22 protein-coding genes are annotated in these 24,464 nt (G+C 73.7%); 13 read left to right on the forward strand and 9 right to left on the reverse strand.

Translation table 11 applies throughout. From position 1 onward, the window contains the following. Positions 1-68: 68 nt before the first annotated feature. Positions 69-1,259 carry a DUF6397 family protein gene (locus ACF089_RS07090; RefSeq protein ID WP_392022913.1) on the forward strand — a complete coding sequence of 397 codons (1,191 nt, stop codon included), beginning with the start codon at positions 69-71 and terminating at the stop codon, positions 1,257-1,259. A 15-nt stretch (positions 1,260-1,274) separates the two neighbouring features. On the opposite strand, the gene ACF089_RS07095 is transcribed toward ACF089_RS07090, so the two are convergent. After that, positions 1,275-1,565, reverse strand: coding sequence for a hypothetical protein (locus ACF089_RS07095; RefSeq protein WP_392022916.1), 291 nt, complete (start codon positions 1,563-1,565; stop codon positions 1,275-1,277). 444 nt (positions 1,566-2,009) lie between these two features. Between ACF089_RS07095 and tdh the strand changes: the two genes are divergently transcribed. From tdh to ACF089_RS07110, 3 genes are all read left to right on the forward strand, one after another. Next, positions 2,010-3,038, forward strand: a complete 1,029-nt coding sequence (gene tdh / locus ACF089_RS07100; protein WP_392022917.1) for an L-threonine 3-dehydrogenase — start codon at positions 2,010-2,012, stop codon at positions 3,036-3,038. A gap of 65 nt (positions 3,039-3,103) precedes the next feature. Beyond that, complete coding sequence (locus tag ACF089_RS07105; protein ID WP_392022920.1) at positions 3,104-4,288, forward strand: glycine C-acetyltransferase; 1,185 nt, start codon at positions 3,104-3,106, stop codon at positions 4,286-4,288. 91 nt (positions 4,289-4,379) lie between these two features. After that, positions 4,380-5,294 carry a LysR family transcriptional regulator gene (locus ACF089_RS07110; protein WP_392022922.1) on the forward strand — a complete coding sequence of 305 codons (915 nt, stop codon included), beginning with the start codon at positions 4,380-4,382 and terminating at the stop codon, positions 5,292-5,294. A gap of 276 nt (positions 5,295-5,570) precedes the next feature. Here ACF089_RS07110 and ACF089_RS07115 read toward each other — a convergent pair whose 3' ends face one another. Both ACF089_RS07115 and ACF089_RS07120 read right to left on the reverse strand, forming a co-directional pair. After that, positions 5,571-7,661, reverse strand: coding sequence for an ATP-binding protein (locus tag ACF089_RS07115; RefSeq protein ID WP_392022925.1), 2,091 nt, complete (start codon positions 7,659-7,661; stop codon positions 5,571-5,573). Positions 7,662-7,701: 40 nt separating this feature from the next. Then, entirely contained in the window at positions 7,702-8,217 is a 516-nt protein-coding gene (locus ACF089_RS07120) for an SRPBCC family protein (RefSeq protein ID WP_392022928.1), read from the reverse strand. A 599-nt stretch (positions 8,218-8,816) separates the two neighbouring features. Here ACF089_RS07120 and ACF089_RS07125 point away from each other — a divergent pair. Then, entirely contained in the window at positions 8,817-9,266 is a 450-nt protein-coding gene (locus tag ACF089_RS07125; RefSeq protein WP_392022931.1) for an SPW repeat protein, read from the forward strand. A 166-nt stretch (positions 9,267-9,432) separates the two neighbouring features. Here ACF089_RS07125 and ACF089_RS07130 read toward each other — a convergent pair whose 3' ends face one another. From ACF089_RS07130 to ACF089_RS07140, 3 genes are all read right to left on the reverse strand, one after another. Continuing rightward, the gene (locus tag ACF089_RS07130; protein WP_392022933.1) at positions 9,433-10,170 is read right to left on the reverse strand and encodes a DUF2470 domain-containing protein; all 738 of its coding nucleotides are present in this window, start codon (positions 10,168-10,170) and stop codon (positions 9,433-9,435) included. A gap of 670 nt (positions 10,171-10,840) precedes the next feature. Then, positions 10,841-11,071, reverse strand: a complete 231-nt coding sequence (locus ACF089_RS07135; protein ID WP_392022934.1) for a DUF6296 family protein — start codon at positions 11,069-11,071, stop codon at positions 10,841-10,843. Between the two features lie 118 nt (positions 11,072-11,189). Beyond that, on the reverse strand, positions 11,190-11,729 hold the full coding sequence (locus ACF089_RS07140) for a phosphoribosyltransferase family protein (RefSeq protein WP_392022936.1): 540 nt from the start codon (positions 11,727-11,729) through the stop codon (positions 11,190-11,192). Positions 11,730-11,878: 149 nt separating this feature from the next. On the opposite strand from ACF089_RS07140, the gene ACF089_RS07145 reads away from it, so the two are divergent. Continuing rightward, positions 11,879-12,736 (forward strand): hypothetical protein, encoded by an 858-nt coding sequence (locus ACF089_RS07145; protein ID WP_392022939.1) that lies wholly within the window; start codon positions 11,879-11,881, stop codon positions 12,734-12,736. A gap of 149 nt (positions 12,737-12,885) precedes the next feature. Here the strand turns inward: ACF089_RS07145 and ACF089_RS07150 are convergent, their stop codons facing one another. Then, positions 12,886-14,094, reverse strand: a complete 1,209-nt coding sequence (locus tag ACF089_RS07150) for a cation:proton antiporter (RefSeq protein ID WP_392022941.1) — start codon at positions 14,092-14,094, stop codon at positions 12,886-12,888. Positions 14,095-14,138: 44 nt separating this feature from the next. Continuing rightward, positions 14,139-14,999 carry a (2Fe-2S)-binding protein gene (locus ACF089_RS07155; protein WP_392022943.1) on the reverse strand — a complete coding sequence of 287 codons (861 nt, stop codon included), beginning with the start codon at positions 14,997-14,999 and terminating at the stop codon, positions 14,139-14,141. Positions 15,000-15,389: 390 nt separating this feature from the next. Here ACF089_RS07155 and ACF089_RS07160 point away from each other — a divergent pair, with 390 nt between their 5' ends. The 6 genes from ACF089_RS07160 to ACF089_RS07185 are packed head-to-tail and all read left to right on the forward strand — an operon-like array spanning position 15,390 to position 23,083. After that, positions 15,390-16,583 (forward strand): acetyl-CoA carboxylase biotin carboxylase subunit family protein, encoded by a 1,194-nt coding sequence (locus ACF089_RS07160; RefSeq protein WP_392022945.1) that lies wholly within the window; start codon positions 15,390-15,392, stop codon positions 16,581-16,583. Further along, entirely contained in the window at positions 16,580-18,307 is a 1,728-nt protein-coding gene (locus ACF089_RS07165; protein ID WP_392022948.1) for an IucA/IucC family protein, read from the forward strand. The genes ACF089_RS07160 and ACF089_RS07165 overlap by 4 nt, the downstream gene beginning before the upstream one ends. After that, positions 18,304-20,055, forward strand: coding sequence for an IucA/IucC family protein (locus ACF089_RS07170; protein WP_392022951.1), 1,752 nt, complete (start codon positions 18,304-18,306; stop codon positions 20,053-20,055). Before ACF089_RS07165 ends, ACF089_RS07170 begins: the two co-directional genes overlap by 4 nt. Beyond that, positions 20,052-21,332, forward strand: a complete 1,281-nt coding sequence (locus ACF089_RS07175; RefSeq protein ID WP_392022954.1) for a type III PLP-dependent enzyme — start codon at positions 20,052-20,054, stop codon at positions 21,330-21,332. The genes ACF089_RS07170 and ACF089_RS07175 overlap by 4 nt, the downstream gene beginning before the upstream one ends. Before the next feature lie 55 nt (positions 21,333-21,387). Then, on the forward strand, positions 21,388-22,098 hold the full coding sequence (locus ACF089_RS07180) for a YoaK family protein (protein ID WP_392022956.1): 711 nt from the start codon (positions 21,388-21,390) through the stop codon (positions 22,096-22,098). 10 nt (positions 22,099-22,108) lie between these two features. Further along, positions 22,109-23,083: a phosphotransferase gene (locus tag ACF089_RS07185; RefSeq protein ID WP_392022959.1), complete on the forward strand. Its 975-nt coding sequence runs from the start codon at positions 22,109-22,111 to the stop codon at positions 23,081-23,083. Between the two features lie 55 nt (positions 23,084-23,138). On the opposite strand, the gene ACF089_RS07190 is transcribed toward ACF089_RS07185, so the two are convergent. After that, positions 23,139-23,786, reverse strand: coding sequence for an HD domain-containing protein (locus ACF089_RS07190; RefSeq protein WP_392022962.1), 648 nt, complete (start codon positions 23,784-23,786; stop codon positions 23,139-23,141). A gap of 477 nt (positions 23,787-24,263) precedes the next feature. Between ACF089_RS07190 and tgmA the strand changes: the two genes are divergently transcribed. Continuing rightward, positions 24,264-24,455, forward strand: a complete 192-nt coding sequence (gene tgmA / locus ACF089_RS07195) for a putative ATP-grasp-modified RiPP (RefSeq protein WP_392022965.1) — start codon at positions 24,264-24,266, stop codon at positions 24,453-24,455. Positions 24,456-24,464: the final 9 nt, after the last annotated feature.

A 24,464-nucleotide genomic window follows, 5' to 3' on the forward strand; every position in this document is an offset into this window, starting at 1 on the left:
GCCCGGGTGATTCGGCATCGGGCTATCGTCGTCACTGAGAGTGCTGATGACTCACGGGGGAGACGATCATGGCAGTTCAGGAGAGGCTGACCACGGCGGGCGCCGCCCGGCTGCTGGAGCTGAAGCGGAGCGAGTTCGACCTCGCGGTCCAGCTGGGGCACGTGCGCGCGCCGTCCCGGGCGGGCGGGGGAGCGCCGGGAGTGGCCCGGGCGGAGATCGAGCGGCTGAGGGGCTCGCGCGGCTTCCCGGAGGAGCTGCGGGAGCGGGTGCGGACCGTCGGGACGCGCGAAGGGGCCGAGCTGCTCGGCATCAGCCCGGCCCGCTTCACCCGGCTCGCCCGCACGGGACACTTCGCCCCGGTGACCGTCCACACCAACCGCTATCACGCGGTCGTATGGCGATATCTCGCCGTGGAGCTGCGGGAATTCGCCGAGGACTGCCCCGATCTCCTCAGCGGCAGAACGCCGCCCGCCCTGCGGGAGATGCTGGACGAGGGAGAGGACCGGCGCGCCCGCGCCTGGCGGGGGAGACGGCTGGGGACGCTGCTGCGGGTCGTGCGGGACCCGTGGGAGCGGTCGGCGGCCGTCGCGGCCCTGCTCGACCCGGTCACGGTGGCCGAGGTGGTGACCGATCCGTACGAGCGGGCCTGTCTGCGGCTGCTGCGGCCCGAGCCGGTCCCGCCACGGCCGCTGTCGCCTCCGGCTCAGGAGGTGCTGGACCGGCTGCGGGTCGCCGATCGCCCCGACGAGGTTCTGCGGTACCGGGTGAGTCTCGCCCTGGCGCTGCGGCAGGCGCGCCGGGCCTGCCCGCCGCCCGCGCCCGCCGGGGCGGAGACGGCCGGCGCGGAGACGGCCGGCGTCACGCCCTCCGTGACGCCGGGGACCGACGGTACAGCGCCCGAGAGGCCAGGGGCCGAGGCCCGAAGCGTCCGGCGGCTGCCCATGGAGAGTCCCGGTCGCGGCACGGCGGACCGGGCGGCGGACCGCCGGATCGCGGTTCTCGGAGAGAGGGCATCGGCAGGCCGGCGGGTCGCCCCGGCGGGCGGGGGAGCGTCCGGTGGGGCCGGGGCTTCCGAGAGCCGGGCGGCGGTGGACGTGACCGCGGCGTCCCGAGACGGGCGAGAAGCGCGACCGGCCGTGCTCTCGGAGGGTGGGGCGCTGGTCACGGCGCGTCGCGGGCGGCTGGCGCGCGGAATCCTCGGACTGCTGCGGCCGCGCGGGAGGACGCCCTCGTGCGGGCCCCGGCGGAGAGAGTCCTGAGGGATGCCCCGAGGATCAGGCGACCTCGCGCGGCACAGCGGGCACGGAGGCCCCGCCGCCCTGTTCCACCGCCTCCACCACGGCCTGGTGCAGCGCCCGGCTGTCCTCCTCCGTCGCACAGGGGATGGGGCTGCCGGACAGGGTGAACCAGTCGGACGCGCCGCTGTACTGCACCGCGATACGCGCCTCGCCGTCGGCCCACGTGGTGTGCACGGAGAGATCACCGGTCAGAGGACCGACCTCCTCGGTGAGCACTCCGCCGCGCCCGGAGTACACACCCGTGGTCGTCCAGGATGCCCAGCTCATCCTCCCAGGCTCGCACCGCCGGGCCGAATATGCGACCGAGGGGCGCCGGAGACCGGGATCGCCCGCCCCGGGGCGTCCCGCCGGCCCCCGCCCGGCCGTCCCGCCCGCCCGTGCGCCGGGGCCGTCCCGCCCTGCCCGAGTCGCCCCGCCGGGCTCGTGCCCCGCTGACCGCCCCCCATCCCCCGCCCCTCGGCCGCCCCCGTCCCTGCCCGCCCCGTCGTCCCGCCGGGCCCGCCCGGCTCGATCCCGCCGTGCCTCCCACCACCCCGTGAAGCTCCGCTGTTGGCCCGCTTAAGAAATCCTCGATGGACTCCTGGGGCCACGCTGGGCAGATTTGGTCCCGGTCCATTGACCGACGCTGACATATTTTGTGACCAGTGGCGTAGATGTGATCTTTGGTCAATTTGTCATGAGCTATCCGTCATCCTGCCTGGAGCCGCCCCGATGAAGGCACTTGTCAAGCAGCACGCCGAGCCCGGTCTCTGGCTTCTCGACGTGCCGGAGCCGGAGACCGGTCCGGGCGATGTGCTGATCAGGGTGTTGCGCACCGGGATCTGCGGCACCGATCTGCACATCCGCTCCTGGGACGGCTGGGCCCAGCAGGCCGTCAGCACACCGCGTGTGCTCGGGCACGAGTTCGTCGGCGAGGTCGCGGCCGTGGGCGCGGACGTCCGCGACATCGAGATCGGCGACACGGTGAGCGGCGAGGGCCATCTCGTCTGCGGCAAGTGCCGCAACTGCCTCGCCGGCCGCCGTCATCTGTGCCGCAGCACGGTGGGGCTCGGCGTCGGCCGCGACGGCGCGTTCGCCGAGTACGTGGCCCTGCCCGCGTCGAATGTCTGGGTGCACCGCACCAGCGTGGACCTGGACATCGCCGCGATCTTCGATCCGTTCGGCAACGCCGTGCACACCGCGCTCACCTTCCCCCTCGTCGGCGAGGACGTGCTCATCACCGGCGCGGGACCGATCGGCATCATGGCCGCCGCCGTCGCCCGGCACGCGGGAGCCCGCAATGTGGTGATCACCGACGTCAGCGAATCCCGGCTGGAACTCGCCCGCAAGGCCGGAGCCACCCTCGCCCTGAACGTCTCCGCCCACGGCATCGACGAGGCCCAGCGACAGCTCGGACTCAAGGAGGGCTTCGACATCGGCCTGGAGATGTCGGGCCGCGCCGAGGCCATGCGCGACATGGTCGACAACATGACCCACGGCGGACGCATCGCCATGCTCGGCCTGCCGGCGCAGGAGTTCGCCGTCGACTGGTCGAAGATCGTCACCTCGATGATCACCGTCAAGGGCATCTACGGCCGTGAGATGTACGAGACCTGGTACGCCATGACGGTCCTGCTGGAAGCCGGACTGGACCTCACCCCGGTGATCACCGGCAGTTACGGATTCCGGGACTTCGACGCGGCGTTCGACGAGGCGGCCACCGCGCGCAGCGGCAAGATCATCCTCGACTGGACCCGCTGACCCGCTGACCCGCCGACCCGCAGCCACCGATCGCCAGCCAGCCGCCACCCGAGGGAGCACTCTTCATGTACGCGTCCGTCCGCGACGACCTCCGCACCACCCTGGACGAGATCCGCGCCGCCGGCCTGCACAAGCCGGAACGCGTCATCACCACACCGCAGAGCGCCACCGTCTCCGTCGCCTCCGGGGACGAGGTGCTCAACTTCTGCGCCAACAACTACCTGGGCCTCGCGGACCACCCCGAGGTCGTCGCCGCCGCCAAGGAGGCGCTGGACCGCTGGGGCTACGGCATGGCCTCGGTGCGGTTCATCTGCGGCACCCAGGATGTGCACAAGGAGCTGGAGGCGAGGCTGTCTGCCTTCCTCGGCCAGGAGGACACCATCCTGTACTCCTCCTGCTTCGACGCCAACGGCGGCGTTTTCGAGACCCTCCTCGGCCCCGAGGACGCCGTCATCTCCGACGCCCTCAACCACGCCTCCATCATCGACGGCATCCGCCTCTCCAAGGCCCGCCGCCACCGCTACGCCAACCGCGACCTGGCCGATCTGGAGCAGCGGCTCAAGGAGACCCAGGACGCCCGCCGCCGCCTCATCGTCACCGACGGCGTCTTCTCCATGGACGGCTATGTCGCCCCTCTCGCCGAGATCTGCGATCTCGCCGACCGCTATGACGCCATGGTCATGGTCGACGACTCGCACGCGGTGGGCTTCGTCGGCCCCGGCGGCCGCGGCACGCCCGAGCTGGCCGGCGTGATGGACCGGGTGGACATCATCACCGGCACGCTCGGCAAGGCGCTCGGCGGCGCGTCCGGTGGCTATGTGGCCGCCCGCGCCGAGATCGTCGAGCTGCTCCGCCAGCGCTCGCGCCCGTACCTCTTCTCCAACTCCCTCGCCCCCGTGATCGCGGCCGCCTCGCTCAAGGTGCTCGACCTGCTGGAGTCGGCCGGCGAGCTGCGCGAGCGGCTGCGGAAGAACACCGAGCTGTTCCGCGGCCGGATGACCGAGGAGGGCTTCGAGATCCTCCCCGGCGACCACCCCATCGCCCCCGTGATGATCGGGGACGCGGCGGAGGCCGGCCGGATGGCCGAGCTGCTGCTGGAGCGCGGGGTCTACGTCATCGGCTTCTCGTACCCCGTCGTCCCGATGGGCCAGGCCCGGATCCGGGTCCAGCTCTCCGCCGCGCACTCCACGCAGGACGTGGAGCGGGTGGTCACCGCGTTCACCGAGGCGCGGGAGGAACTGCGGGGCTGAGCCCGCCGGCCCCCGGGCCGGCCGTCCGCCGACGACGGCCGGGTCCGAGCCGCCCGGGCCGGCCGGAGGACCTGGCTGACAGAATAAGCGGATGATCGACCCCCGGCGGCTGCGCATTCTGCGGGCCGTGGCGGACCACCGTACGGTGACCGCCGCGGCCTCCGCGCTGTATCTCACCCCCTCGGCCGTCTCCCAGCAGCTCAGCGCGTTGGAGCAGGAGACCGGCCACACCTTGCTGATCCGCAGCGGCAAGGGGGTCCGGCCGACGGCCGCGGGGGAGATCCTGCTGGTCCACACCCATGCCGTCCTGGCCCAGCTGGAACGGGCGGAGGCGGAGCTGGCGGCCTACGCGGGCGGCGCGGCCGGCGAGGTGACGGTGGCGGCCTTCGCCACCGGCATCGCCGAGGTCGTCGCCCCGGCGATGGCGCTCCTCGCGGACGGCCACCCCGGGATCCGGGTCCGGGTCCGGGACGCCGAGGGGGACGAGAGCCTGCCGCTCGTCCTCGACGGCGAGGCGGATCTCGCGGTCGCGGTCGAGTACCGGGGAGCCCCCGGCGACGACGGCCGGCGGCTGTCCCGGGTGCCGCTGTACGCGGAGCCGTTCGACGCCGTCCTGCACGAGGGCCACCCGCTCGCGGGCTCCGGGCGCGTCGCGCTCGCCGAGCTGGCGGACAGCGACTGGATCGGCCCGTACCCCGGCAACCCCTGTCACGACATGGTGCTGCTCGCCTGTGAGCTGGCCGGTTTCCAGCCCCGGCTGGTGCACTCCTCCGACGACTTCCGCGCGGTCGTCGCGCTCGCGGGCGCGGGCGCCGGGGTGGCGCTGGTGCCGCGTTCCGCCCTGCGCGGGATGGAGCCGAAGAACGCGGTGGTGCGGCCGGTCTCCGGCCCGGCGGCCACCCGGCGGGTGTTCGCCGCCGTACGCCGTGGGGCGGAGCGACATCCTCTGATCAGCCCGGTCCTCGAAGCCCTGGCCCGGGCCGCGCCGGAGATCGCCACGGTCTGACCGCCCGGGCCCTCCGACCCGGTCCGCCGCGGGGTCCGGTGCGGGGTCCGGTGCGGACCCGGCGCGTTCCTCCGAGGGACCCGGTCCGGAAACAAGATCCGGCCCTCCGCAGGACCCGCCGAGCGGCGGGACGCGCCCGACAGGGGCCCGCCGGCCCGCACCAGGGACCCGGCCCGCGACAAGGCCGGCCCCGCACCACGGCTCGGGCCCCAACAGGGCCGGCCCCCCGAAAGGACCCGGTCCGCGTCAGACCCCGTCCCGGAGCAGCGCTCGGCGTCAGCCCGGGGGCGGGACCAGGGCCGCCTTGAGGCCGGAATCGAGATCGGCGGTGACGCCGCGCCGGTACGCGGCCTCGAAGGCGCGGTCGCCCGCGCCCTCCCGCGCCGCCCGTTCGCACTGCCGGCGCACATCCGCCAGCTCCGGGGTGCCGCGCTGCGGATGGCCGACGGTGCTCCAGAACGCCTGACCGGTTCCGTACACCAGACCCGCGCGTTCCCCGTCGCCGCCCGCCGCGATCGCGGCGGCCAGCAGATCGAGCCCCAGCGCGATGCCGAAACTGTCGCCGATCCCGTTCTTGCACGCGAGCATCGCCCGCGCGTGCTCGGCCGCGTCGGCCGGCTCGCCCGCGAAGAGCGCGATCAGGCTGAGCTGGTAGTCGAGATAGGCGCGGGTCCAGGACTCGCCCCGCGCCACACAGCCCTTCCGCAGGGCCAGCGCCCGTTCCCGCGCCTCCGGCAGTCTGCCGAGCCCGGTGAGCGCGAAGACCCTGACCAGATGACAGCGCAGCCCGTCGGCCGAGTCGAAGGGACCGCCCGGCGCGGCGGCCAGCGCCTCGGCCGCGCCCCGGTCCGCGTCGAGCGCGCGACCCGTCAACAGGGCGATCAGCCCGGCGAGGTAGGCCGCCGCGAGCGTCCCCTCCGTACCGCCCTCCCGGTGCGCGGAGAGAGTGCAGGCGTCGCTGATCCGCCGGGCCGTCGCGTACTCGCCCTGCAGAGTGACCGTGACCCCGAGCGCCCACAGCCCCCGGGTGCGGTCCGGACCGTCCTCCGGGTGAGCGGACAGGGCCTGTTCCAGATAGTCGCGGGCCTCGTGCAGATGCCCGCAGCAGCTCCAGAAGAAGCCGACCAGGCCCATCAGTCGCAGCGCCCGGGGCGGGGACGCGGTCAGCAGATGGTCCAGCGCGGTGCACAGATCGGTGTGCGCGTCGCCGACCCGCCGGTACCAGTGGGCCTGCTCCGGACCGAGCCACTCCGCGTGGGCGCGGTCCGCGAAGCGCAGAAAGTGATCGGCGTGCCGGTCGGCCGTCGCGCGCTCCTCGCGCAGGGCGCGCAGCCACATCCGGCCGTACTCCCGGATGGTGTCGAGCATGCGGTAGCGGATGCCGCTGCCGCCGTCGACCCTGACGGAGGTGAGCACCGAGGCGGCCACGAGACGGTCGAGCAGCGGCCCGAACTCCGCCGGGTCGAGCGGACCGCCCGCGCACACGGCGCGGGCGGTGGCCTCGTCGAAGTCCCCGCGGAAGACGGTGAGCCGCGCCCACAGCAGCCGTTCGAGCGGGGCGCACAGCTCATGACTCCACCCGATCGTGGTAAGCATCGTCCGGTGCCGCTCGGGCAGCACCGCGATGTCGTCGGCGGCCCGGAGCACCTCGAAACGGGAGCCGAGCCGTGCGGCGACGTCCTCGACGCCGCTGCGGGCGGCCTGCGCCGCGGCCAGTTCCAGGGCCAGCGGAATGCCTTCGAGACGGCGGCAGATCCGGGCGGCGGTCGTCTGCCGGGGGAGCGGATCCGCCGGCTCGGGGTCACCGCCCCCGGCCGGAGCCGTGGTTCCCGACTCGGCGGCGGCGGACGCCAGACGCTGGCGGAACAGCTCCAGCGCGTCCGGCCCGTCCACCCCCAGCGGACCGACCTCGACCTGCCGCTCGTCGTCCATTCCCAGCGGCCGTCTGCTCGTGGCCAGCACCGTCAGCCCGGGCACGGTGGTCAGCAGATCGCCGACCAGGGCCCGGCAGGGATCGACCAGGTGCTCGCAGGAGTCGAGCACCAGCAGCAGTTCCTTGCCCATGAGCCACTCGCAGAGCGCGTCGACCGGCATCCGGGGGGTGTGATCGGACAGATCGCAGGCGTCCGACACGGTGGACAGCAGCAGCCGGTCGCCCTGGAGGGAGGAGAGACTCGCCCACGCCACCCCGTCCCGGTACGCCTCGCCCGTCCGTCTCGCGGCGCGCAGCGCCAGCCGCGACTTGCCGACGCCGCCGCTGCCGACGAGGGTGACCAGACGATGGCGTATCAGCGCCCGGTCCAGCCGGAACAGTTCCCGGTTCCGTCCGACGAAGCTGGTCGCTTCCTCGGGAAGATTGCCCAACACGGAGTCAGTCTCGCGCATCCGGGCCGCGCCCGCGTCAAGGTCATGAAGGGGTTGACGCGGACTCCATGGCCTCCTTGAGATTGCGCAGCGTCCGGCGGATGTTGCCGCGCTGGAAGTCCGCGAAGGTGTGGCCGCGGGTCGCCAGCCGGTCGAAGGCGTTCGCCAGCGCGTCGGGCCAGGCGCGCCGGTCGTCCCGCCAGGTCTCGGTCACCCGTGTGCCGCCGTCGAACGCGTCGAAGCGGTACTCCCAGGTGGCGATCCGGCCCCGGAGCAGCGGCCGTCGTCTGCCGATCGCGTGCACCCGGAAGGCGAAGCGCTGCCCGGGTATCGCCGCCGTCACCGTGCAGCGAGTGGTCCAGCGCACCTTGCCCCGCTGGTTGTGGCCGTCGAACTCCATGCCGACATGGGCTTCCCGCGCGCCGTCGCCGTGCACGGTCGCGCCCAGGTTCTCCGGACTCCACCGGCCCATCAGGGCCGGATTGCTGACCTGCTCGTAGATCGCGGAAGGGGCGGCCTGGATGACGATGCTGTCCGAGACGGCCAGGGTGCGTGGCATGGGGACGACTCCGTTCCTCGAAGTTCCTCGAATACGGGCTGGTACGCGGCCCTCGTCCGGGCGGTGGAGTCCAACTCCTGGCACGGACCATCTCCTTGTTCGCTCCGGTCGAAGTGACCGCTCCCCGGTCGGCGTGGACCGCTGGGGGCCCGGACCGGGGAGCAGTTCACATTACCCGTCGGTAGGGACGGTGGCACTTCACCCCGCGCTCCGGGGCGCGGGCGGCCCGGAGCGCGGGGGCGACACGCCCGTTCTCGCCCGTGGCAATTGCGCACGGCAATTAGGCGCGCTTGCATGTAAATGCATTTGCAATGAACCTAGCCGCCCGTGAGGCGTCGGGGCAATCGCTTCGCGGATTCTTGCTCGCGCCGCTCGTCCGATCGCGTCCGCGCCCGCCCCGCTCGGCTCCGCCCGGCCCCGGTCCGGCTTCGACCGCACCGTCCGGCGGTTGCCTTCCCCTGTGCGGCAAGGCCGCCCAACGGGGCGGAATTTCAAGCTCCGTTTTGCTTCCGATAAGGAAAAGATAAGCGCAGAATGGGAGTGCGCGGCCCGGCCGCGCTTCGGTCCGACTTGCAGTGCAACCGAAGGAGGCGAGTCGTATGGCCGACGTCTCACACCGAGGAGATCTGGCGGGGCATCCCGACATCTCCGAGATGCGCGAACGCTACGACCGGGTGCTCGGAGGGCGCGATGTGGCCCTCGTGGACGGCCCCGTGTTCCTGGTCGGCCTGGCGTGTGCGATCTCCCCGTGGATCGTCCACTTCTCGGGCAGTCAGCCCGCCCTCGCGACGCACAATCTGATCATGGGCGTCGCGATCGTCGTGCTCGCGCTCGGATTCACCGTCACCCCCGCGAGGATGTACGGCCTGAGCTGGGCCATGTGCGTCATGGGCGCCTGGCTGGTCGTCGCGCCGTGGATCGTGGGCAGCGGTCCGGACATGGGGGTCATCTGGACCAACGCCGTCCTCGGCGGCCTCACCTTCCTGCTGGGGCTGGTCTGTACGGCGGCGGCGATGAAGAGCGGCCGGGGAGCCCGCGGCTCCCGCTGAGCGCGGCGTCCGTCCGGCGGGCCGCCGGCCCCGGAGGCCGTCTCCGGGAGCGCCGAGCCGCCCGCCCGGGGCCGGCCCGCCGATACGCGGACCGGCTCGTCGTCCGGCTCGTCGTCCGCTCGACCGCGCGCCGTCCCGCCGCCGGGGCGGGGCGGCGCGCGGAGCGTCAGGAATCGCTCAGCAGCCAGCTCCGCGGTGAGCGCTGTCGGGCCGTGTTGAGCAGCGCGTGAATGCGTTCCCCCGCCTGGTCGGCGTCCCTGACCGGGGCCGGGAAGGCCAGCCGCGCGTCCTCGTGGGTGTCCGCGCCCTCCAGTCGCAGGGTGATGCCGTAGCGGTCGATGGCCAGCGGCAGCGCGCGCCGCACCCGCTGGGTCACCCGCGGTTTCACCAGCCGCAACAGCAGTCCGACGACATCGCTGTGATCGTCGATCAGATGGGTGAGCATCCCGGCCTCGCAGGTGGCGAGGGGATCGGTCTCGGCGTCCATCAGCTCTTCGAGGCCGACGGTGACCCGCTCCCCGCCCCGGTCGAGGACCGCGTGGGAGAACTCCATGCAGCGGCTGCCCTCGGGCGAGGGATGCTCCGCCGAGGGCAGCAGCCATCCGGCCAGAAGCACCCGGGCGCGGACCCGGTCGCGCACGGGGGTGGGCGCGACATCGGTGAACTCCAGCGTCGCGCGCGTCGGTCCGCCCTCGTACGAGGGGCCGTCGCCGTCGCCGTCCCACTCGCGCGCCATCGCCGGGTGCAGATGGATGTGCTCGGCGACGTCCGCGCCGTCCAGCCGGGAGACTTCGGTGCGCCCCTCGTCCGTGACGACCGTCATGGAGTCGGCCGCCGTCAGGACCGACCGGATCCGTTCCGCGCTGGACGGCTGCGGGGGAGGGGCGTTGAACAGGCGGCGCATCCGGGTCTCCACATCTCCGCGCATCGAGACAGCGGCAATGACTTAGGTTTGCCTAACCTAACCCTCAAGAGCTGTCATCGCCAAGCCCGGGCGTGGGACAGGGGTGACTTCCGGCTGCGCGAGGGGGCTCCCCGGCCGCCCGCTCCGGGTGCCCCGGCCGCGTACGGCGTACGGTCCCGGGCGGCCGTGCCGCGCGTACGGCCACAGCGGGTCGGCCCGCCGACCGCCGCACGGTCCGAGGCCCAGGGGCCGGGCGGAGGCTTCGAGTCGCGTGGGTACGACGGCGAGTCCGCCCCGGTTCGCCGCGCGCCGGGCGGCCTGGGGACGGGACGGTTCCGGTACGCCGGAGCCTGATCGCCCTCGGCGAGTGCCGCCATCCGGTGGGCGTGATGTCCGGACGGGCCGGCCGGGGCAGTCGCTCCTGGGACACCGGTCGGTCGGAGGGGGCGCGCACGACCGGGCCGACGGCGGCGCCGATGCCTCCGCCCGCCTCGGAGAGGGCGGCGGGTCCCGGGTGCGAGGGGTAACGGCCTGCCCGGGGAGCGCGAGTGCTGTCCCGGGGGACGGCCCGCGGGTCTGCCGGGTCTGCCGGGTCTGCCGGGTCGGCGGGGGAGCCGTGCGTACGCCGTCCCCGCGATCCGCGGGTGCGTACGGGAAGTACGGGGGGCGCTCAGCCGTCGAGCGGACGGAGCGACACCGGCAGCCCCGGGGCCTGATGCCCGCCGCTCGCGAGCATCCGCACCTCGCCCTGCTCGCTGATCTCCGCCCGTACGATGCCGGTGTCGTCCTCGTAGATCGGATGACCGCCCGCCCCGGCCCGCTCGGTGCGCCGGACGATGACCACGTCGTCCTCGGCGCCCGAGGCCTGGAAGACCAGCTCGTAGGTCTCCGCGTACTCCATGCGTCCTCCAGGCCGCTGCCCGGGTGGCCGGCTGCCGCCTCTTCCCATCCTTCCCCAGGCGCGCCCCGGCCGCACGGGGAAGCTCCCGGCCCGGCCGCCCGGAGTCGTACCGGCGGTCTCAGGACCCGTACGGCGGGAGGTCCCGCGCGGCCACCAGCCCGTGAAGGGCGCCGAGGGCGTCCCTCCGCGCCGCGGCGAGCTGGTCGACGACGACGCCGCACCCCGCCCAGTCGGCTCCGCACTCCTCGGCCATGCTCCGGACGGCGGCCGCCTGGCTGCCGGTCTCGATCCAGTCGTCGATCAGCAGGACACGGTCGCCCGGCCCCAGCGAGGAGCGCTGGAGGCGCAGGGTGTGGCGGAGATCCCGGTAGTCGGGGGACGCGCGGCGCGTCACCGTGTCGCCGGGGAGGAGCCCCTCGCCCTTGCGGACCGGTACGAAACCGACGCCGAGTTCGACGGCCGCCGCGCCGCCCAGCAGGAAACCTCGCGACTCGATCCCGCAGACCGCGGTGATCCGCTCGTTCCGGAACGGTTCGACGAGCGCGGCGACGACGGCGGCGGCCAGCGCCCCGGCGTCCCGGAAGACCGCCCACACATCCGCGTGACCGTCGATCCGGCGGAAGTGCTCCAGCGTCAGGTCACGCGCGGTCGTCGGCATGGGAGGAGTCTCACGACCGCCTTCCGGGTGCGGCAAACCACTATCGGCGGACGGCGGACGGCGGACGGCGGACGGCGAGCCCGAGGGCTTCCGTCGTCCAGGGGAGGCCCGAACCGTCGGAGCCCGCCGGGTCGGCCTAGAGTGACCCGATGTCCACGACCGCCGGCCGGCCCGCCCTCGAACGGCTCGACGCCCATCTCGAAGCGCTGCGGGACGGCGCGGACCTCCCCTTCCCGGACGACCTCGCGCACCTCGCAGACCTCACGCACCTCACGCACCTCACGGACGACCTCACGCACTTCCCGGACGACCCCGCGGACACACTCGTCCGCCGGACCCTCGGCCGGCTCGCCCGCCTCCCCCGTGAGCCGAAGGACGTCCTCGCACGCGAAGCCGGCGGTCTGCTGACGGAGTTCCGCGCCGGGCTCTGCCCCTGGAACGCGGCGGCGCTGCGCCTGCTCGACGACGCCTATGTCTTCGCGGCCACCGGACCCCGCCGCCACGCCGAGTGGGCCCACGACGTCCTCGCGGTGCTGCACCGCTCGGTGCGCGATCCCCGCGGCTGGATACGACTGGACTGGGACCGCGCCAACACCGCCCGCGACACGGTCCCCGCGTACCCCTTCGACCCGCCGGCCGCCTCGGCGCTGCCCGGCCGTCTCCACCGCCTGGAGCCGGAGGCGGCCGTGGCCGCGCTCGCCGTCATGGCCGAGGAGTGGCAGTCGGAGCCCGCCCCCGTCCGCTCCCGCCCCGACCGGGACGCGGTGCTGGCGGACGCCCGGACGCTGCTGGACCGGTACGGACCCGCCGCGAGCCACTGGACCAACGCGACCGCCGCCGCCCTGGACCCGGCCCCGGACTTCCTCGCGGCGGGCCTCCGGGGCACCCGCTCCCACTCCTTCCTCACCTCCGAGTACCTCGGCGGACTCGATCTGGTCGAGGACCTCGGACTGGTCGTCGTGACCGACGACGAGGTGGGCGTCTTCTGGTCGTTCGGCGCGTACTGAGCCACCGCGCGGCCGGCGGCGCGCGCCCGCTCCGGGAGACCGGTGGGCGGAGGCCGTGCCGGCAGGTCGGACCGCGCCGCGCGCACGGACCGGGCGGCCCGGGACCCGACCGAGGCGGCGCCCCGACGCCCGCCCCGTCCGGCCCGAACTCACCAGGACTCCGGCCCCTCGCCCCGTTCGGCGCGGGCCGACGCCGCGCCCTCCCGGGCCCGCAGCCGCAGCGCCGCCGGCGGGAGGACGAGCACCGAGACCATGGCCGCCCCCACCAGGGCGGCCGCCTCCCCCGGGTCGAGCACCTTCTCGCCCACGCCGATGGCGGTGATCGCGACCACCAGCGGCAGACAGGTGGCCGCGTACAGCGCCAGCGCCCGCCGGTCCGCCCCGCGCAGGTCCCGGGGGGCCAGGAGATGCACCGGCAGCCCCCGCACCAGGAGGAAGAGCGTCAGGAACACCGGCACCAGCAGCAGTTCGCGCCCGCCGTCCAGCAGTGCGTCCAGATCGAACTCGATGCCGGTGACCACGAAGAAGAGCGGCACCAGGAAGCCGAATCCCATGGCCTCGATCCGGCCGAGGATCTCCGCGCTCTGTGCGGGGGCGGCCCCGGCGAGCACCAGCCGCGTGAGCACCCCGGCGGCGAACGCGCCCAGCAGCGCGTCCAGTCCGAAGACCGCCGACAGCGCGAGCATCGACACCAGCAGCAGCATCACGAAGCGGACCGCGAACTGGCCGCTGCTGTGCAGGGTCTGGGCGACGACCCGGGAGAACCAGGGCGGCCGGGGGCGCAGCGCCCAGAACACCGCGCCCGCCGTCACCACGGCGAAGCCGGCCAGCAGCGCCGCCGACTCACCGGCTCCGCGCCCGCTCAGCAGCAGCGCCATGGCGATGATCGGACCGAACTCGCCCACCGCGCCGAAGGCCAGCGTCACCGTCCCGAACCGTCCGCGCAGATCGCCGCTGTCGCGGAGAATGGGCAGCACGGTGCCCAGCGCGGTGCTGGTGAGCGCGGTGCCGATGACCAGCGCCCCGGTTCCGTCGCTCAGGAGCGACGCGATGCCGAGCCCCGCCGCGAGCGAGATCAGCCAGGCCGCGACCGAGCGGCGCAGGGTGTCGCCGCGGACCGCGGCGAAGTCGATCTCGTACCCGGCGAGGAAGATCAGCATCGCCAGGCCGAGGTGGGAGAGGGTGTCGACGACGGCGTCCGGCCGGGCCCAGCCGAGGAGATCGGGCCCGACGAGGATCCCCAGCGCGATCTCGAAGATCACCAGCGGGATCCGGATCCAGCGGCCGGCGGCGTGGGCGAGCAGCGGGGCGAGCACGGCGGCGGCCATGATCAGGATCAGCGTTCCCGGGTGTGACATGAGGCGTGTGTACCAAAATGTTCACCGTGGAACGCGGCGCCGCGTTACGGCGCGGTGCCCTCCAGCCGCCGCAGCCGCTCCGCGTCACTCGTCCGGGGGCAGGTGGCGCAGGCCTCGGCCGGGCGGATCGTGTAGTACAGGCAGCAGCCCATCCGGTCGCGGGTGGGGTATGTCTGGCCGTCACGGCCCGTCAGCCGGCGGAAGGCCGCCCCGCCGGGGTACGGTCCGACGGCTCCCGGCAGCAGTTCGCCGGTCTCGCGGACGGCGCGCTCCTCGTCGCCGAGCATCCGCCCGGCGTACCAGATCCCGGAGACCAGATCGTCGGTGACCATGCCCCACAGCGCGCGCGGCCCCCGGCGCAGCCGGGGCCCGATCGCCGCCAGCACCGGCCGTACGTGGTCGGCGACCGCCGTGCGCAGCTCGTCGCGCAGCGACTCCTCGCCGCTCACCACCACCGCGCCGGGGAGCCCCGCGGCCGGATCGTCGGGCAGGCAGGAGAACGCGCCCGGCACCACCGCGTAGGCGGACCTCGTCCGGCTGACCCGGACCTGGTCGGGGCGGAGCCGCGGGACCCGCCGCTCCAGATACCAGGGACCGCTGATCAGCAGGACCGCCGACCAGAGGAAGCCGTGCAGCGCGCGGGAGGCGACCACGTCGGGGCGGGCCGTGTGCGCGTAGCGGTCCTGGATACGGTGTGCCTCGGTGTCGAGGAAGGCGTTGAGCAGTTCGGGGCTGGTCGCCAGCTCCGCGCCGTCGATCCAGCCCTGGCCGGCGGGTGCGTGGGGCTCGGCCACCACCACGTCGAGCGCCTCGCACAGCCGGGCGAGCCTGCGGTAGGAGGAGGCCAGCAGAGTGGAGCAGCTGAGGGCAGCTCCGGCAGGTGCCAGCGCCGGGGCCAGGGTCACGGGTACTCCTCACAGAGGGGACGGGCGAGCGAACGGAACGGGCCGGAGGACCGGGGAATCCGGAGACCGGGAGCCGGGGAATGCGCTGGACGGACCGAATTCGGCACGGCGGAAGGGGTGGAACCGGCCGACCGGACTCATCCGAGAAGGGGAAGGTAAGGCTCACCTTAACCACATCTTCGGACCAGATCGTTAACTGGGGTCGCCGCGAAGTGAATTGGCAATATTAGGGATGCCTAACCTAAGCTCCGTCGTGGTGATCCGGAGCCTCCGGAACCGCCTCGACCTGGGGGTTCACCCCGGGTCCGCAGGCCGGGCCGCCATGGTCGGCCCTGTCTTGTTCCTGCCTGTCCCCTCCCCAGTGAATGTGCGCGCGGAAGTATTTCACCCATGCAGATGTATGTGCTCGCCCTCAATCCCACCGACTCGGTCACCGAGGGCTTCCTCCCCGCCGCACGACGGCTCGGACTCTCCGTCACCCTGCTGACGGACCAGCCCGACGCCCATCGCGACCGCTACCGGGAGGTTCACCCGGACGCCGAGATACTCGCCTGCGACGTACGCGACTTCCACGCCGTCATCAGCGCCGTCTCCGGCCACCGCCGCCCCGACGCCGTCTTCAGCAACAGCGACCACCTCCAGACGCAGACCGCGCTGGCGGCCGGCTACTTCGGCCTCCCCGCCAAGGACTGGCGCGCGACCCTGCGCACCAAGGACAAGGCCCAGATGCGCCGCTGCCCGTCCGCCGAACCCGTCCGCGCGGTCGAACTGGCGCCCCATCAGGACCCCGCCGAGCTGCTCGGCCCGGACCTCCCCTTCCCCTGTGTGGTCAAGCCGCGCGAAGGGGTGGCCAGCGAGGACGTGGTCCACGCCGGGGACCCGGCCGAACTGCTCCGCCACTGCGCCGCGATCCGCGCCCGCCGCCCCGGGGCCGCCCTGGTCGTCGAGGAGTACCTCCCCGGAGAGCTGCACACCCTGGAGACCCTCGGCGACGGGCGCCGCCTCCATGTGCTCGGCGGATTCCGCACCGAGCTGTCCCCCCTGCCGTACTTCATCGAAGAGCGCATGACGTTCGTCCCCGCCCATCCCGAGCCGATCGTCGCCCAGGTCCTCGCCCAGCTCGACGCCCTCGGAGTCGGCTTCGGCGTCTGCCACACCGAATTCGTCGTGCACCGAGGACGCGCCCGCCTCATCGAGGTCAACTACCGCGCCATCGGCGACCAGTGCGATCTGCTGCTCGCCGAACTCCTCGGCGTCCCGCTCTTCGAGCACATACTCCGCACCCATCTCGGTGAACCGCTTCCGGCCGATCTGAACGCGCGCACCGACGGCGCGGCCCGCCTCGTCTACCCGCTCGCCGACCGAGCGGGCACCCTGAGCGCAGCCCCGGGACCCGCCGATCTGACAATCGACGATGTGAGAATCACCTACCGTCCGACGCGCCGCACCGGCGAGCGGCACGACCTATACCACACCAATCGCGACTTCCTCGGCATCATCCGCGCCACCGGCACGGACCAGACATCCGTGGACCGGGCCGTGGACGACTTCCTCGCCGGGCTGAGCTGGGAGATCACACCGTGACGGTGACCTTCGCGGACCATGAGACCGGTCTGCTGCTCCATGTGCTCGACGCCCTGGTGCGGGAGGACGTCGTCGGACTCCGCACCCGCAGCACCCCCTGGCAGGGACCCGACGGTCCCTGGCTGCGCCGCGCCGCGCCCGGGGGCGACGCCTGGCTGCTGCCCGTCCGGCCCGTCGCCCCCGGCTTCCAGTGCGACACCGAGGCCCGGCTGCCCCTGCTGCGCCGCGAGTCCGACGGAACGGAACTGACCACCGCCGACGCGATAATGGCCGCCCTGGCCGACCTCGCCGACCCCCGGGACCGCCCCGGATTCGAGGCCTTCGCCGCCGAGTGCCGGCAGACCCTCGCCGCCCGGCGTCTGCACACCGCCACCCGGGAGGAGACCACCGCGGACCTCGTGGCCCGCCACGGGCCCGACCCGGCCCACTGGACCGGACCGCGCGCCGCGCTCGCCTTCGACACCCTCGCCGCCCGGCTCGGCCATCCCGTCTACCCCACCGCGCACAGCCGCCCCGGCCTCACCGAGGCCGACCTCACGGCGTACGCGCCGGAGTTCCACCCCCGCTTCCCGCTGCGCTGGCTGCTGCTGCCCCGGGACAGCGTCACCGCCCACGGCTGGGACCCGGCCCCGCTGCCCTCCCCCCGCCCCGGCGACGAACGCCTCGCGCTGCCCGTACACCCGCTGACCGCCCGGGACGCCCTGTCCGGAGCCCTGCGCGACACCGGACTCGAGGGCCGCGCCGAACTCGTCGAGGAGCCCGGCCCCGAAGCCGTGCCCACCCTCTCGATGCGGACCGTCGCCCTCACGGCCGCCCCCGGCGTCCACCTCAAGCTGCCCCTCGCCACCTCCACCCTGGGCCGCCTCAACCGGCGCACCGTCAAACCCGGCACCCTCAGCGACGGCGCGGCGGGCCAGCGGCTGCTGGAGCGGGTCATCGCCCACGAGCCCCGCTTCCGCGGCGTCGTCCTGCACGCGGACGAGACCCGCTACGCCCACGCCGGACACGAACTCCTCGCCGTCCTCGTCCGACAGCTCCCCGCCGGGCTGGAGAACACCGTCGTCGTCCCCCTGGCGGCCCTGCTCGCCCCCGGACCGGACGGCCGGCCGGTCATCGACCCGCTGGCCGACCGCTTCCACGGCGGCGACCCGATCGCCCTCCTCGACGCCCTGCTCACCCTGCTCTTCGACTGGCAGACCACCCTCTTCGGCCACGGCGTCGCGCTCGAGTCCCACCAGCAGAACATCTCCCTGCTGCTGGACCGCGCCGACGGCCGGACACGGCTCCGGCTGCTGCTCAAGGACAACGACGGCCCCCGGATCAACACCGCCCGGCTCGCGGCCACCCTCGGCCCCGGCCCGGACGGCTTCGACGACCGGCGGATACTCCACACCGCCGACGGACCGGTCCTCGACCTCTTCACCACCGTCACCGTCCACCTCTGCGCCGGGGCCTACGCCTTCGGGCTCGCCCGGCACGGCCGCGCGCCCCTCGACCGGCTCCTCACCCTCGTACGCGAGCGGCTCGCCGAGGCCGCGGACCGGCTGGACACCGAGCGGGGCGATCTGCTGCGGACCCACGTCCTGGACGCAGCGCACCTGCCCATCAAGGCAATGGTCACCGCGGGCACCCTGCTCGCCAAGGAGAGATCAGGGGCTTTGGACATCAACAAGCACTACGGCACCGGCCCCAACTATCTGGCGCCGGGGAGGCGGAACCGATGACCAGTACCACCCCCGACCGCCCCACCGCCGCCGAGGGCCCGCCCCCGAAGCTGCCCACCGCCGACGAGGCCGTCGCCCACACCCTCCTGAACTGCCTGCTGCGCGAGGTCTCCGGACCCGAGCACCAGACCGCCGTCAGCGGCGGCCGGCTGATGCTGCGGCTGCCCCGCCGGGGCGTGCTGCTCCGCGTCGGCGTCCGCCGCACCTCACTGCTGGGCGCGCACCGCTTCACCGGCCCCGTCGCCGAACAGCGCGCCGACGGCTGGACCGAGGTGGACTGGCGACGGCTCGCCGCCTACACCCACGCGGAGCTGTCGCTGCGCACCGGCGCGCGCAACGACGAGTTCCTCCCCCAGATCGCCGCCAGCCACCGGGGCGTGACCGCGGCCCTCGCCGCCCACACCGGCCCCGGCCGCCACGGCGCCGACCCCCTCACCGCCTATCTCGCCTCCGAGCAGTCCCTCGTCCTCGGCCACCGCTTCCACCCCACCCCCAAGGCCCACAGCTCGGACCCCGCCACCTGGTCGGCGTACGCCCCCGAGGCCCGGGCCTCCTTCCCGCTGCGGCTGCTCGCCGTCCGCGAGGAACTGATCGCCGAGGAGTGCGCCGAACCGTCGGCCGCCGCCCCGCTCGACCGGATGCGGCCCGTGCCCGACGGCTACCGGCTGCTGCCCGCCCACCCCTGGCAGTACGAACAGCTGCGCGAACGCCCCGCGCTGCGGGCCGCCCTCGACCGCGAGGACATCCTCGACCTCGGCCCCGGCGACCGGATCTTCACCCCCACCGCCTCGGTGCGCACCCTCTACGACGGCGACGCCTTCCTCAAGTTCAGCCTCAACGTCCGGATCACCAACTGCGTCCGGAAGAACTCCCACTACGAGCTGTCCGGGGCGGTCGCCCTCACCAAGCTCCTCGCCCCCGCCCTCGACGACCTCGCCGAACGCTTCCCCGGCACCGGAATGCTCCGCGAGCCCGCCTACCGTTCCATCGCCCTCCCCGGCCCCGACGGACACCCCGACATCGGCCTCCTGGAGGGATTCGGCGTCATCGTCCGCGAGGGGCTCGGCGGACGGCTGCTCCCCGGCGTCACCCCGCTCCTCGCCGCCGCCGTCGCCGACGAGTACCCCACCGGCCCCGGACACGTCTCCCATCTGGCCGGCCGGAGCCCCGCGGACGCCCTCGCCTGGTGGCGCGACTATCTCGCGCTGCTCGTCCCGCCCGTCCTCGCCGCCTACTTCGACCACGGCCTCGTCCTCGAACCCCATCTCCAGAACGTCATCGTCGGCGTCGGCCCCGACGGCAGGCCCGCCCAGATCCTCTTCCGCGACCTGGAGGGCGCCAAGCTCGTCCCCGACCACCACGAACGCTTCCTCGCCGCCCTGCCCGCCGACGTCGCGGGCCCCCTCACCTACGACGCCCGGCGCGGCTGGGACCGCGTCGTCTACTGCCTGCTCGTCAACCACATCGCCGAACTCCTCGCCGCCCTCGCCGATCTGCACCCGCAGACCGAGCCCGCCCTCTGGTCCCTGGTGCGCCGCACCATCGAGGAGTACGCCGAGGACGCCGGCCGCCCGCCCCGGCTGCGGGCGCTGCTCGCCGGCGTACCGCTGCCCGCCAAGGCCAATCTGCTCGCCCGCTGGGAGCGCTCGGCCGACCGCCACGCGGGATACGTCCGACTGCCCTCCCCGCTCGCCGAGGACGTGCTCACCGAGGCGACCCGCGCCGAAGCCGACTGGAGCCCCCGATGACCGCCCCCGCCGTCCACCGGCTCGCCCGGTCGCTGGAAACCGGCCAACTTCCGGCCTACCTCTACGACCTCGACGCGCTCCGCGACCACGCCCGCGCCGTCCGCGCCGCACTCCCCGAGCGCGTCGAGCTGTACTACGCGGCCAAGGCCAACCCCGAACCGGAGATCCTCACCGCGCTCGGCGACCACGTCGACGGCTACGAGGTCTCCTCCGGCGGCGAGCTGGCCCATGTGGCCCGCGCCGTGCCCGGCCGGCCCCTGGCCTTCTCCGGCCCCGGCAAGACCTCCGCCGAGATCGAGAGCGCCCTGCGGCTGGGCGTGGCCCGGTTCCATGTCGAGAGCGCCCACGAACTGACCCGGCTCGCCGCCCTCGCCGCCCGCACGGGCGCCCGTGCGGGCGTACTGCTCCGCTTCAACCTCGCGGTCGACGGCGGACTGCTGCGCGACAGCGCCCTGGCGATGGGCGGCCGCCCCGCCCCCTTCGGAATCGACCCGTCCGAGGCCGACGCCGTCCTGCGCACCCTCACCGACGGCAGCTGCCCCGGACTGGAGTTCCTCGGCGTCCACGCCCATCTCGCCAGCGGCCTCGACGCCCCGCGCCAGCTCGCCGTCGCCGCGTCGGTGGTGCGCTGGTCGGCCGCGCTCGCCGACCGGCACGGCGTGCCGCTGCGCGAGGTCAACATCGGCGGCGGCATGTCCGTCGACTACGCCCGGCCGGAGAACGCCTTCGACTGGGAGGCGTACGGCGAGGGCCTCGCCCGGATCGCCGACGAGCACCCCGGCCCCCTGCTGCGCGTCGAACCCGGCCGGGCCCTGACCGTCTACTGCGGCTGGTACGCCACCGAGGTCCTCGATGTGAAGCACAGCCACGGCGAGGACTTCGCCGTCGTCCTCGGCGGCACCCACCATCTGCGCACCCCCGCCACCAAGGGCCACGACCAGCCGTGCGCCGTGCTGCCCGTCGACGACTGGCCGCACCCCTGGCCCCGGCCCCCGGCCGTGCCCGGCCCGGTCACCCTGGTGGGACAGCTCTGCACCCCCAAGGACCTCCTCGCCCGCGCCGTCCCCGTGACGGACGGTCTGCGCCCCGGCGACCGGGTGCTGTTCGCGATGGCCGGGGCGTACGCCTGGAACATCTCGCACCACGACTTCCTGATGCACCCCCGGCCGGGCTTCCACTTCCTCGGCGCGCCGGTCCGCGGGGAGCCCTCGCCCGCGCCGGCGGGCACGGACGCGTCCCCCGTACCCCCGGCGACACGGCCGGTCGACGCCCCATGACGACCGGAACATCCCGATACGGTGGGCGAGGGGGCCCGGGAAGGAGCTGAGCCGCGTGGAGCCGAGACCCGGGGCGGCCCTGACCGGGGCCATGGTCGTGCTCACCCTGACCACCGGCATGGTCGAAGCCGTCAGCTTCCTCGTCCTGGGCCCCGTCTTCACCGCCGTGCAGACCGGCAATCTGCTCCTCCTCGGCTTCGCCGTCGCCGGGGAGGGCGGGCTCTCCCTCGCGGCGCCCGCCCTCTCGCTCGGCGGCTTCGCCGTCGGCGCGGTGCTGGGCGCCCGGCTGGAGTCGAGCCTCGAACCGCGCGGGCCCCTCCGGTTCCCCGGCGGATGGTTCTCCGGCGGACTCGCCGCCGAGGCCGCGCTGCTGACCGTCGCGGGACTGGCCGCCCTGCGCCCCGGCGCGCACGGCGCCGTCACCGTGCTGGTCGCCACCGCCATGGGCCTGCGCAATGTCACCACCCTGCGCGCCGGCGTGCCCGACCTCACCACCACCGTCGCCACCCGCTCGCTCACCGGCCTGCTGGCCCCGCTCGGCCGGGACAGCCGGATCTCCGCCGACACCGCGGGACGGCTCCGCCGCACCGCCGCCGTCGCCGCCATGTTCGCGGGCGGACTGCTCGGCGCGTGGCTGCTCCGGGAGGGGGCCGCCGCGTCGGCCCTGCTGTTCGCGGTGGCCGCGACCGTGCCGGCCGCCGCCGCCGCCCACGCCCTGCTCCGGCGGCGGGAAAACCGAGTGCCCGGCCCCGGCCCGACCCACTAGCTTCGGCCGTATGAAGGAACAGCCCCCCACACTCGACGATCCGACGGTGCGGCGCGCCCTGCGCGACTGGGACATCGAGGCCGCCGCGCTCGCCTACGCCCCGGTCGGCTTCGGCGACCACCACTGGATCGCGCGCGGCGCCGGCGAGTGGTTCGTCACCGTCGCCGACCTGTCCGACAAGGAACACTGCGGAAGGGGAGTCGAGGCCGCCCGGGAGGGGCTGGGCCGGGCGATGGACACCGCGCTCGCCCTGCGCGAGCGCGCCGGGCTCGACTTCGTGGTCGCGCCGCTGCCCGCCGCCGACGGCCGGACCCTTTGCCCGCTGGCCGACGGCCGGCACGCCGTCAGCGTCTTCCCGCTGCTGCCGGGGGCCTCGGGCTCCTTCGGCGAGACTCCCTCGCCGGCCCGGCGGCGTACGACCCTGGAGCTGCTGGCCGCGCTCCACCGCGCCGAACCGCCCGCCGGCACGCCCGAGCCCCCGCCCGGACTCCCGGCGCGGGACCGGCTGGAGGCCGCGCTGCGCGAGACGGACCGCCCCTGGAGCGGGGGCCCGTTCGCCGAGCCCGCCCGGGCCCTGGTCGCGCGGTCGGGGCCGCACCGCGCCCTGGACGCCTTCGACGCGCTGCTGGAGCGGACGGCGAGCGCCGGGGCGGAGCGCGTGGTGACCCACGGCGAGCCGCACCCGGGCAATCTGCTCTGGCAGGGGGAGCGGGGGCTGCTGGTGGACTGGGACACCGTGGGGCTCGCGGCGCCCGAGCGCGATCTGTGGCACCTCGACGGGGAACCCGGCGGCCTGGACCGCTACACGGAACTGACCGGCCGGGTTCCCGACCCCGTCGCTCTCGCGTTCTACCGGCTGCGCTGGGACCTGGAGGACCTGACGGCCTTTCTCGGCCTGTTCCGCTCCGCGCACACCCGCGGCCCGGACACCGAACAGGCGTGGGCGGGATTCACCGGGATCCTGGAACGCCTCGCGGAGGGATGACGGCCCACGGCGGTTGCGGTACAAAACCCCGAACGGGCGGCCCCCGGTGACTCCGTCATTCGGACCACGGCGAGTCCAGGATCGTCCGTACGAAATCCCCTCGTTCGAAACCCGGCACATAGTGCGCGAGGACATCCGCCTTCACATTGCCGAATGCGGTCTCCGGCTTCGGGCGGATTCCGTCCGTGAACGCCTCCAGGATGCGTCGCTTGAAGTCCGGACGTGGATGCAGAGTGACGATTGCCGCACGGTCCGTGTCCGAGACGGCGTCGAATCCGATTCCCAGTACGTCGAACTCGACTCCCGCGGTGACCAGAGCCACTTCCGGCTCCATGAACTCGGGAATGCCGGGAGTGGTGTGCAGGGCGATGGCGGTCCACACCCGCCGCACGCTGTCCTCGGGCACCCCCCGGCTCCGCAGAAAGCGCCGCGCCTCGTCCGCGCCGTCCACCTCGAAGCGCCGCCCGCTGTGGTGGAACCGTTCGCCGAGCCCCAGGTCATGGAACATGGCCCCGAGGTAGAGCAGCTCCGGGTCGAAGGACAAGTCCCGGGCCCGGCCCTGGAGCGCGCCGAAGAAGTAGACCCGGCGCGAGTGGTCGTAGATCAGGTCGCTCGTCGTGTCCCGCACCAGCTCGGTGGCCTCCTGGGCGAGCCGGGTGTCCGGAACGGGCACACCCGCGGCCGGCGGAAGGTCGCTCGTCATGGGTATTCGCAGCCTTTCCTCGTACGATTTCGGTGAGGGCGCCGATCCTGCCGGGTTCCGCGGGCGGCGGCCATGACCCCGGTATCCGTGTCCGAGTGACCGGGCGCCGGAAGGGCACATGGAGAAGGAACGCGGTATCACGCCGTGTTCGCCGCATGACGGGAGGTGCGGGTGAACGCCGGTACCAACGTGACCACTGGGACGCCTGTGGCCGATGGTGACCGACATCACTTCCCCTTCCAGTGCACGGAATTGGCTCCTCGAACGTCTCTATAGGTGTCAGGAAACGTCAACGGCCCGCGCGCGCGGAATGGTTAGCGGTGCGGATGTACAGCTGCTCGGATCGGGGACGTCCGACTGGCACGTACTTTTTCGCAATATGACGGTATGTGATGAATCAACTACATCAACTCCACGTATTGCTCTCATGGGCCACGCAGTGGCCCCGGACAGTCCCGTGTGGGCCAGGGAGAAAGCATGAAACCGTTCGCGTGGAACTACGCTCGTCCGGCCGAGCTGGCGCCTGTGATCGACCAGTACTCGTACGATTCCACTCTGCAGCTGAACGTCCTGCCCGACGGGCGCCCGGCCATCGCGGACCGGGCCCTGCTGGCGGCGGTCGGCACCACCACCTCCACAGCCGGTTCCGCCACCCACTTCGACGACTGATACGCCGCG

It is taken from the genome of Streptomyces sp. NPDC014894, from assembly GCF_043080985.1.
GTDB lineage: Bacteria > Actinomycetota > Actinomycetes > Streptomycetales > Streptomycetaceae > Streptomyces.

Excerpts from the sequence above, each read along its gene's own strand:
- ACF089_RS07145 (WP_392022939.1), top strand. The coding sequence starts at position 11,879 with ATGTCCACGACCGCCGGCCGGCCCGCCCTCGAACGGCTCGACGCCCAT.
- ACF089_RS07130 (WP_392022933.1), bottom strand. The coding sequence starts at position 10,170 with ATGCGCCGCCTGTTCAACGCCCCTCCCCCGCAGCCGTCCAGCGCGGAA.
- ACF089_RS07120 (WP_392022928.1), bottom strand. The coding sequence starts at position 8,217 with ATGCCACGCACCCTGGCCGTCTCGGACAGCATCGTCATCCAGGCCGCC.
- tgmA (WP_392022965.1), top strand. The coding sequence starts at position 24,264 with ATGAAACCGTTCGCGTGGAACTACGCTCGTCCGGCCGAGCTGGCGCCT.
- ACF089_RS07185 (WP_392022959.1), top strand. The coding sequence starts at position 22,109 with ATGAAGGAACAGCCCCCCACACTCGACGATCCGACGGTGCGGCGCGCC.
- ACF089_RS07160 (WP_392022945.1), top strand. The coding sequence starts at position 15,390 with ATGCAGATGTATGTGCTCGCCCTCAATCCCACCGACTCGGTCACCGAG.
- ACF089_RS07135 (WP_392022934.1), bottom strand. The coding sequence starts at position 11,071 with ATGGAGTACGCGGAGACCTACGAGCTGGTCTTCCAGGCCTCGGGCGCC.
- ACF089_RS07105 (WP_392022920.1), top strand. The coding sequence starts at position 3,104 with ATGTACGCGTCCGTCCGCGACGACCTCCGCACCACCCTGGACGAGATC.
- ACF089_RS07125 (WP_392022931.1), top strand. The coding sequence starts at position 8,817 with ATGGCCGACGTCTCACACCGAGGAGATCTGGCGGGGCATCCCGACATC.
- ACF089_RS07110 (WP_392022922.1), top strand. The coding sequence starts at position 4,380 with ATGATCGACCCCCGGCGGCTGCGCATTCTGCGGGCCGTGGCGGACCAC.
- ACF089_RS07140 (WP_392022936.1), bottom strand. The coding sequence starts at position 11,729 with ATGCCGACGACCGCGCGTGACCTGACGCTGGAGCACTTCCGCCGGATC.
- ACF089_RS07190 (WP_392022962.1), bottom strand. The coding sequence starts at position 23,786 with ATGACGAGCGACCTTCCGCCGGCCGCGGGTGTGCCCGTTCCGGACACC.
- ACF089_RS07090 (WP_392022913.1), top strand. The coding sequence starts at position 69 with ATGGCAGTTCAGGAGAGGCTGACCACGGCGGGCGCCGCCCGGCTGCTG.
- tdh (WP_392022917.1), top strand. The coding sequence starts at position 2,010 with ATGAAGGCACTTGTCAAGCAGCACGCCGAGCCCGGTCTCTGGCTTCTC.
- ACF089_RS07170 (WP_392022951.1), top strand. The coding sequence starts at position 18,304 with ATGACCAGTACCACCCCCGACCGCCCCACCGCCGCCGAGGGCCCGCCC.
- ACF089_RS07095 (WP_392022916.1), bottom strand. The coding sequence starts at position 1,565 with ATGAGCTGGGCATCCTGGACGACCACGGGTGTGTACTCCGGGCGCGGC.
- ACF089_RS07175 (WP_392022954.1), top strand. The coding sequence starts at position 20,052 with ATGACCGCCCCCGCCGTCCACCGGCTCGCCCGGTCGCTGGAAACCGGC.
- ACF089_RS07150 (WP_392022941.1), bottom strand. The coding sequence starts at position 14,094 with ATGTCACACCCGGGAACGCTGATCCTGATCATGGCCGCCGCCGTGCTC.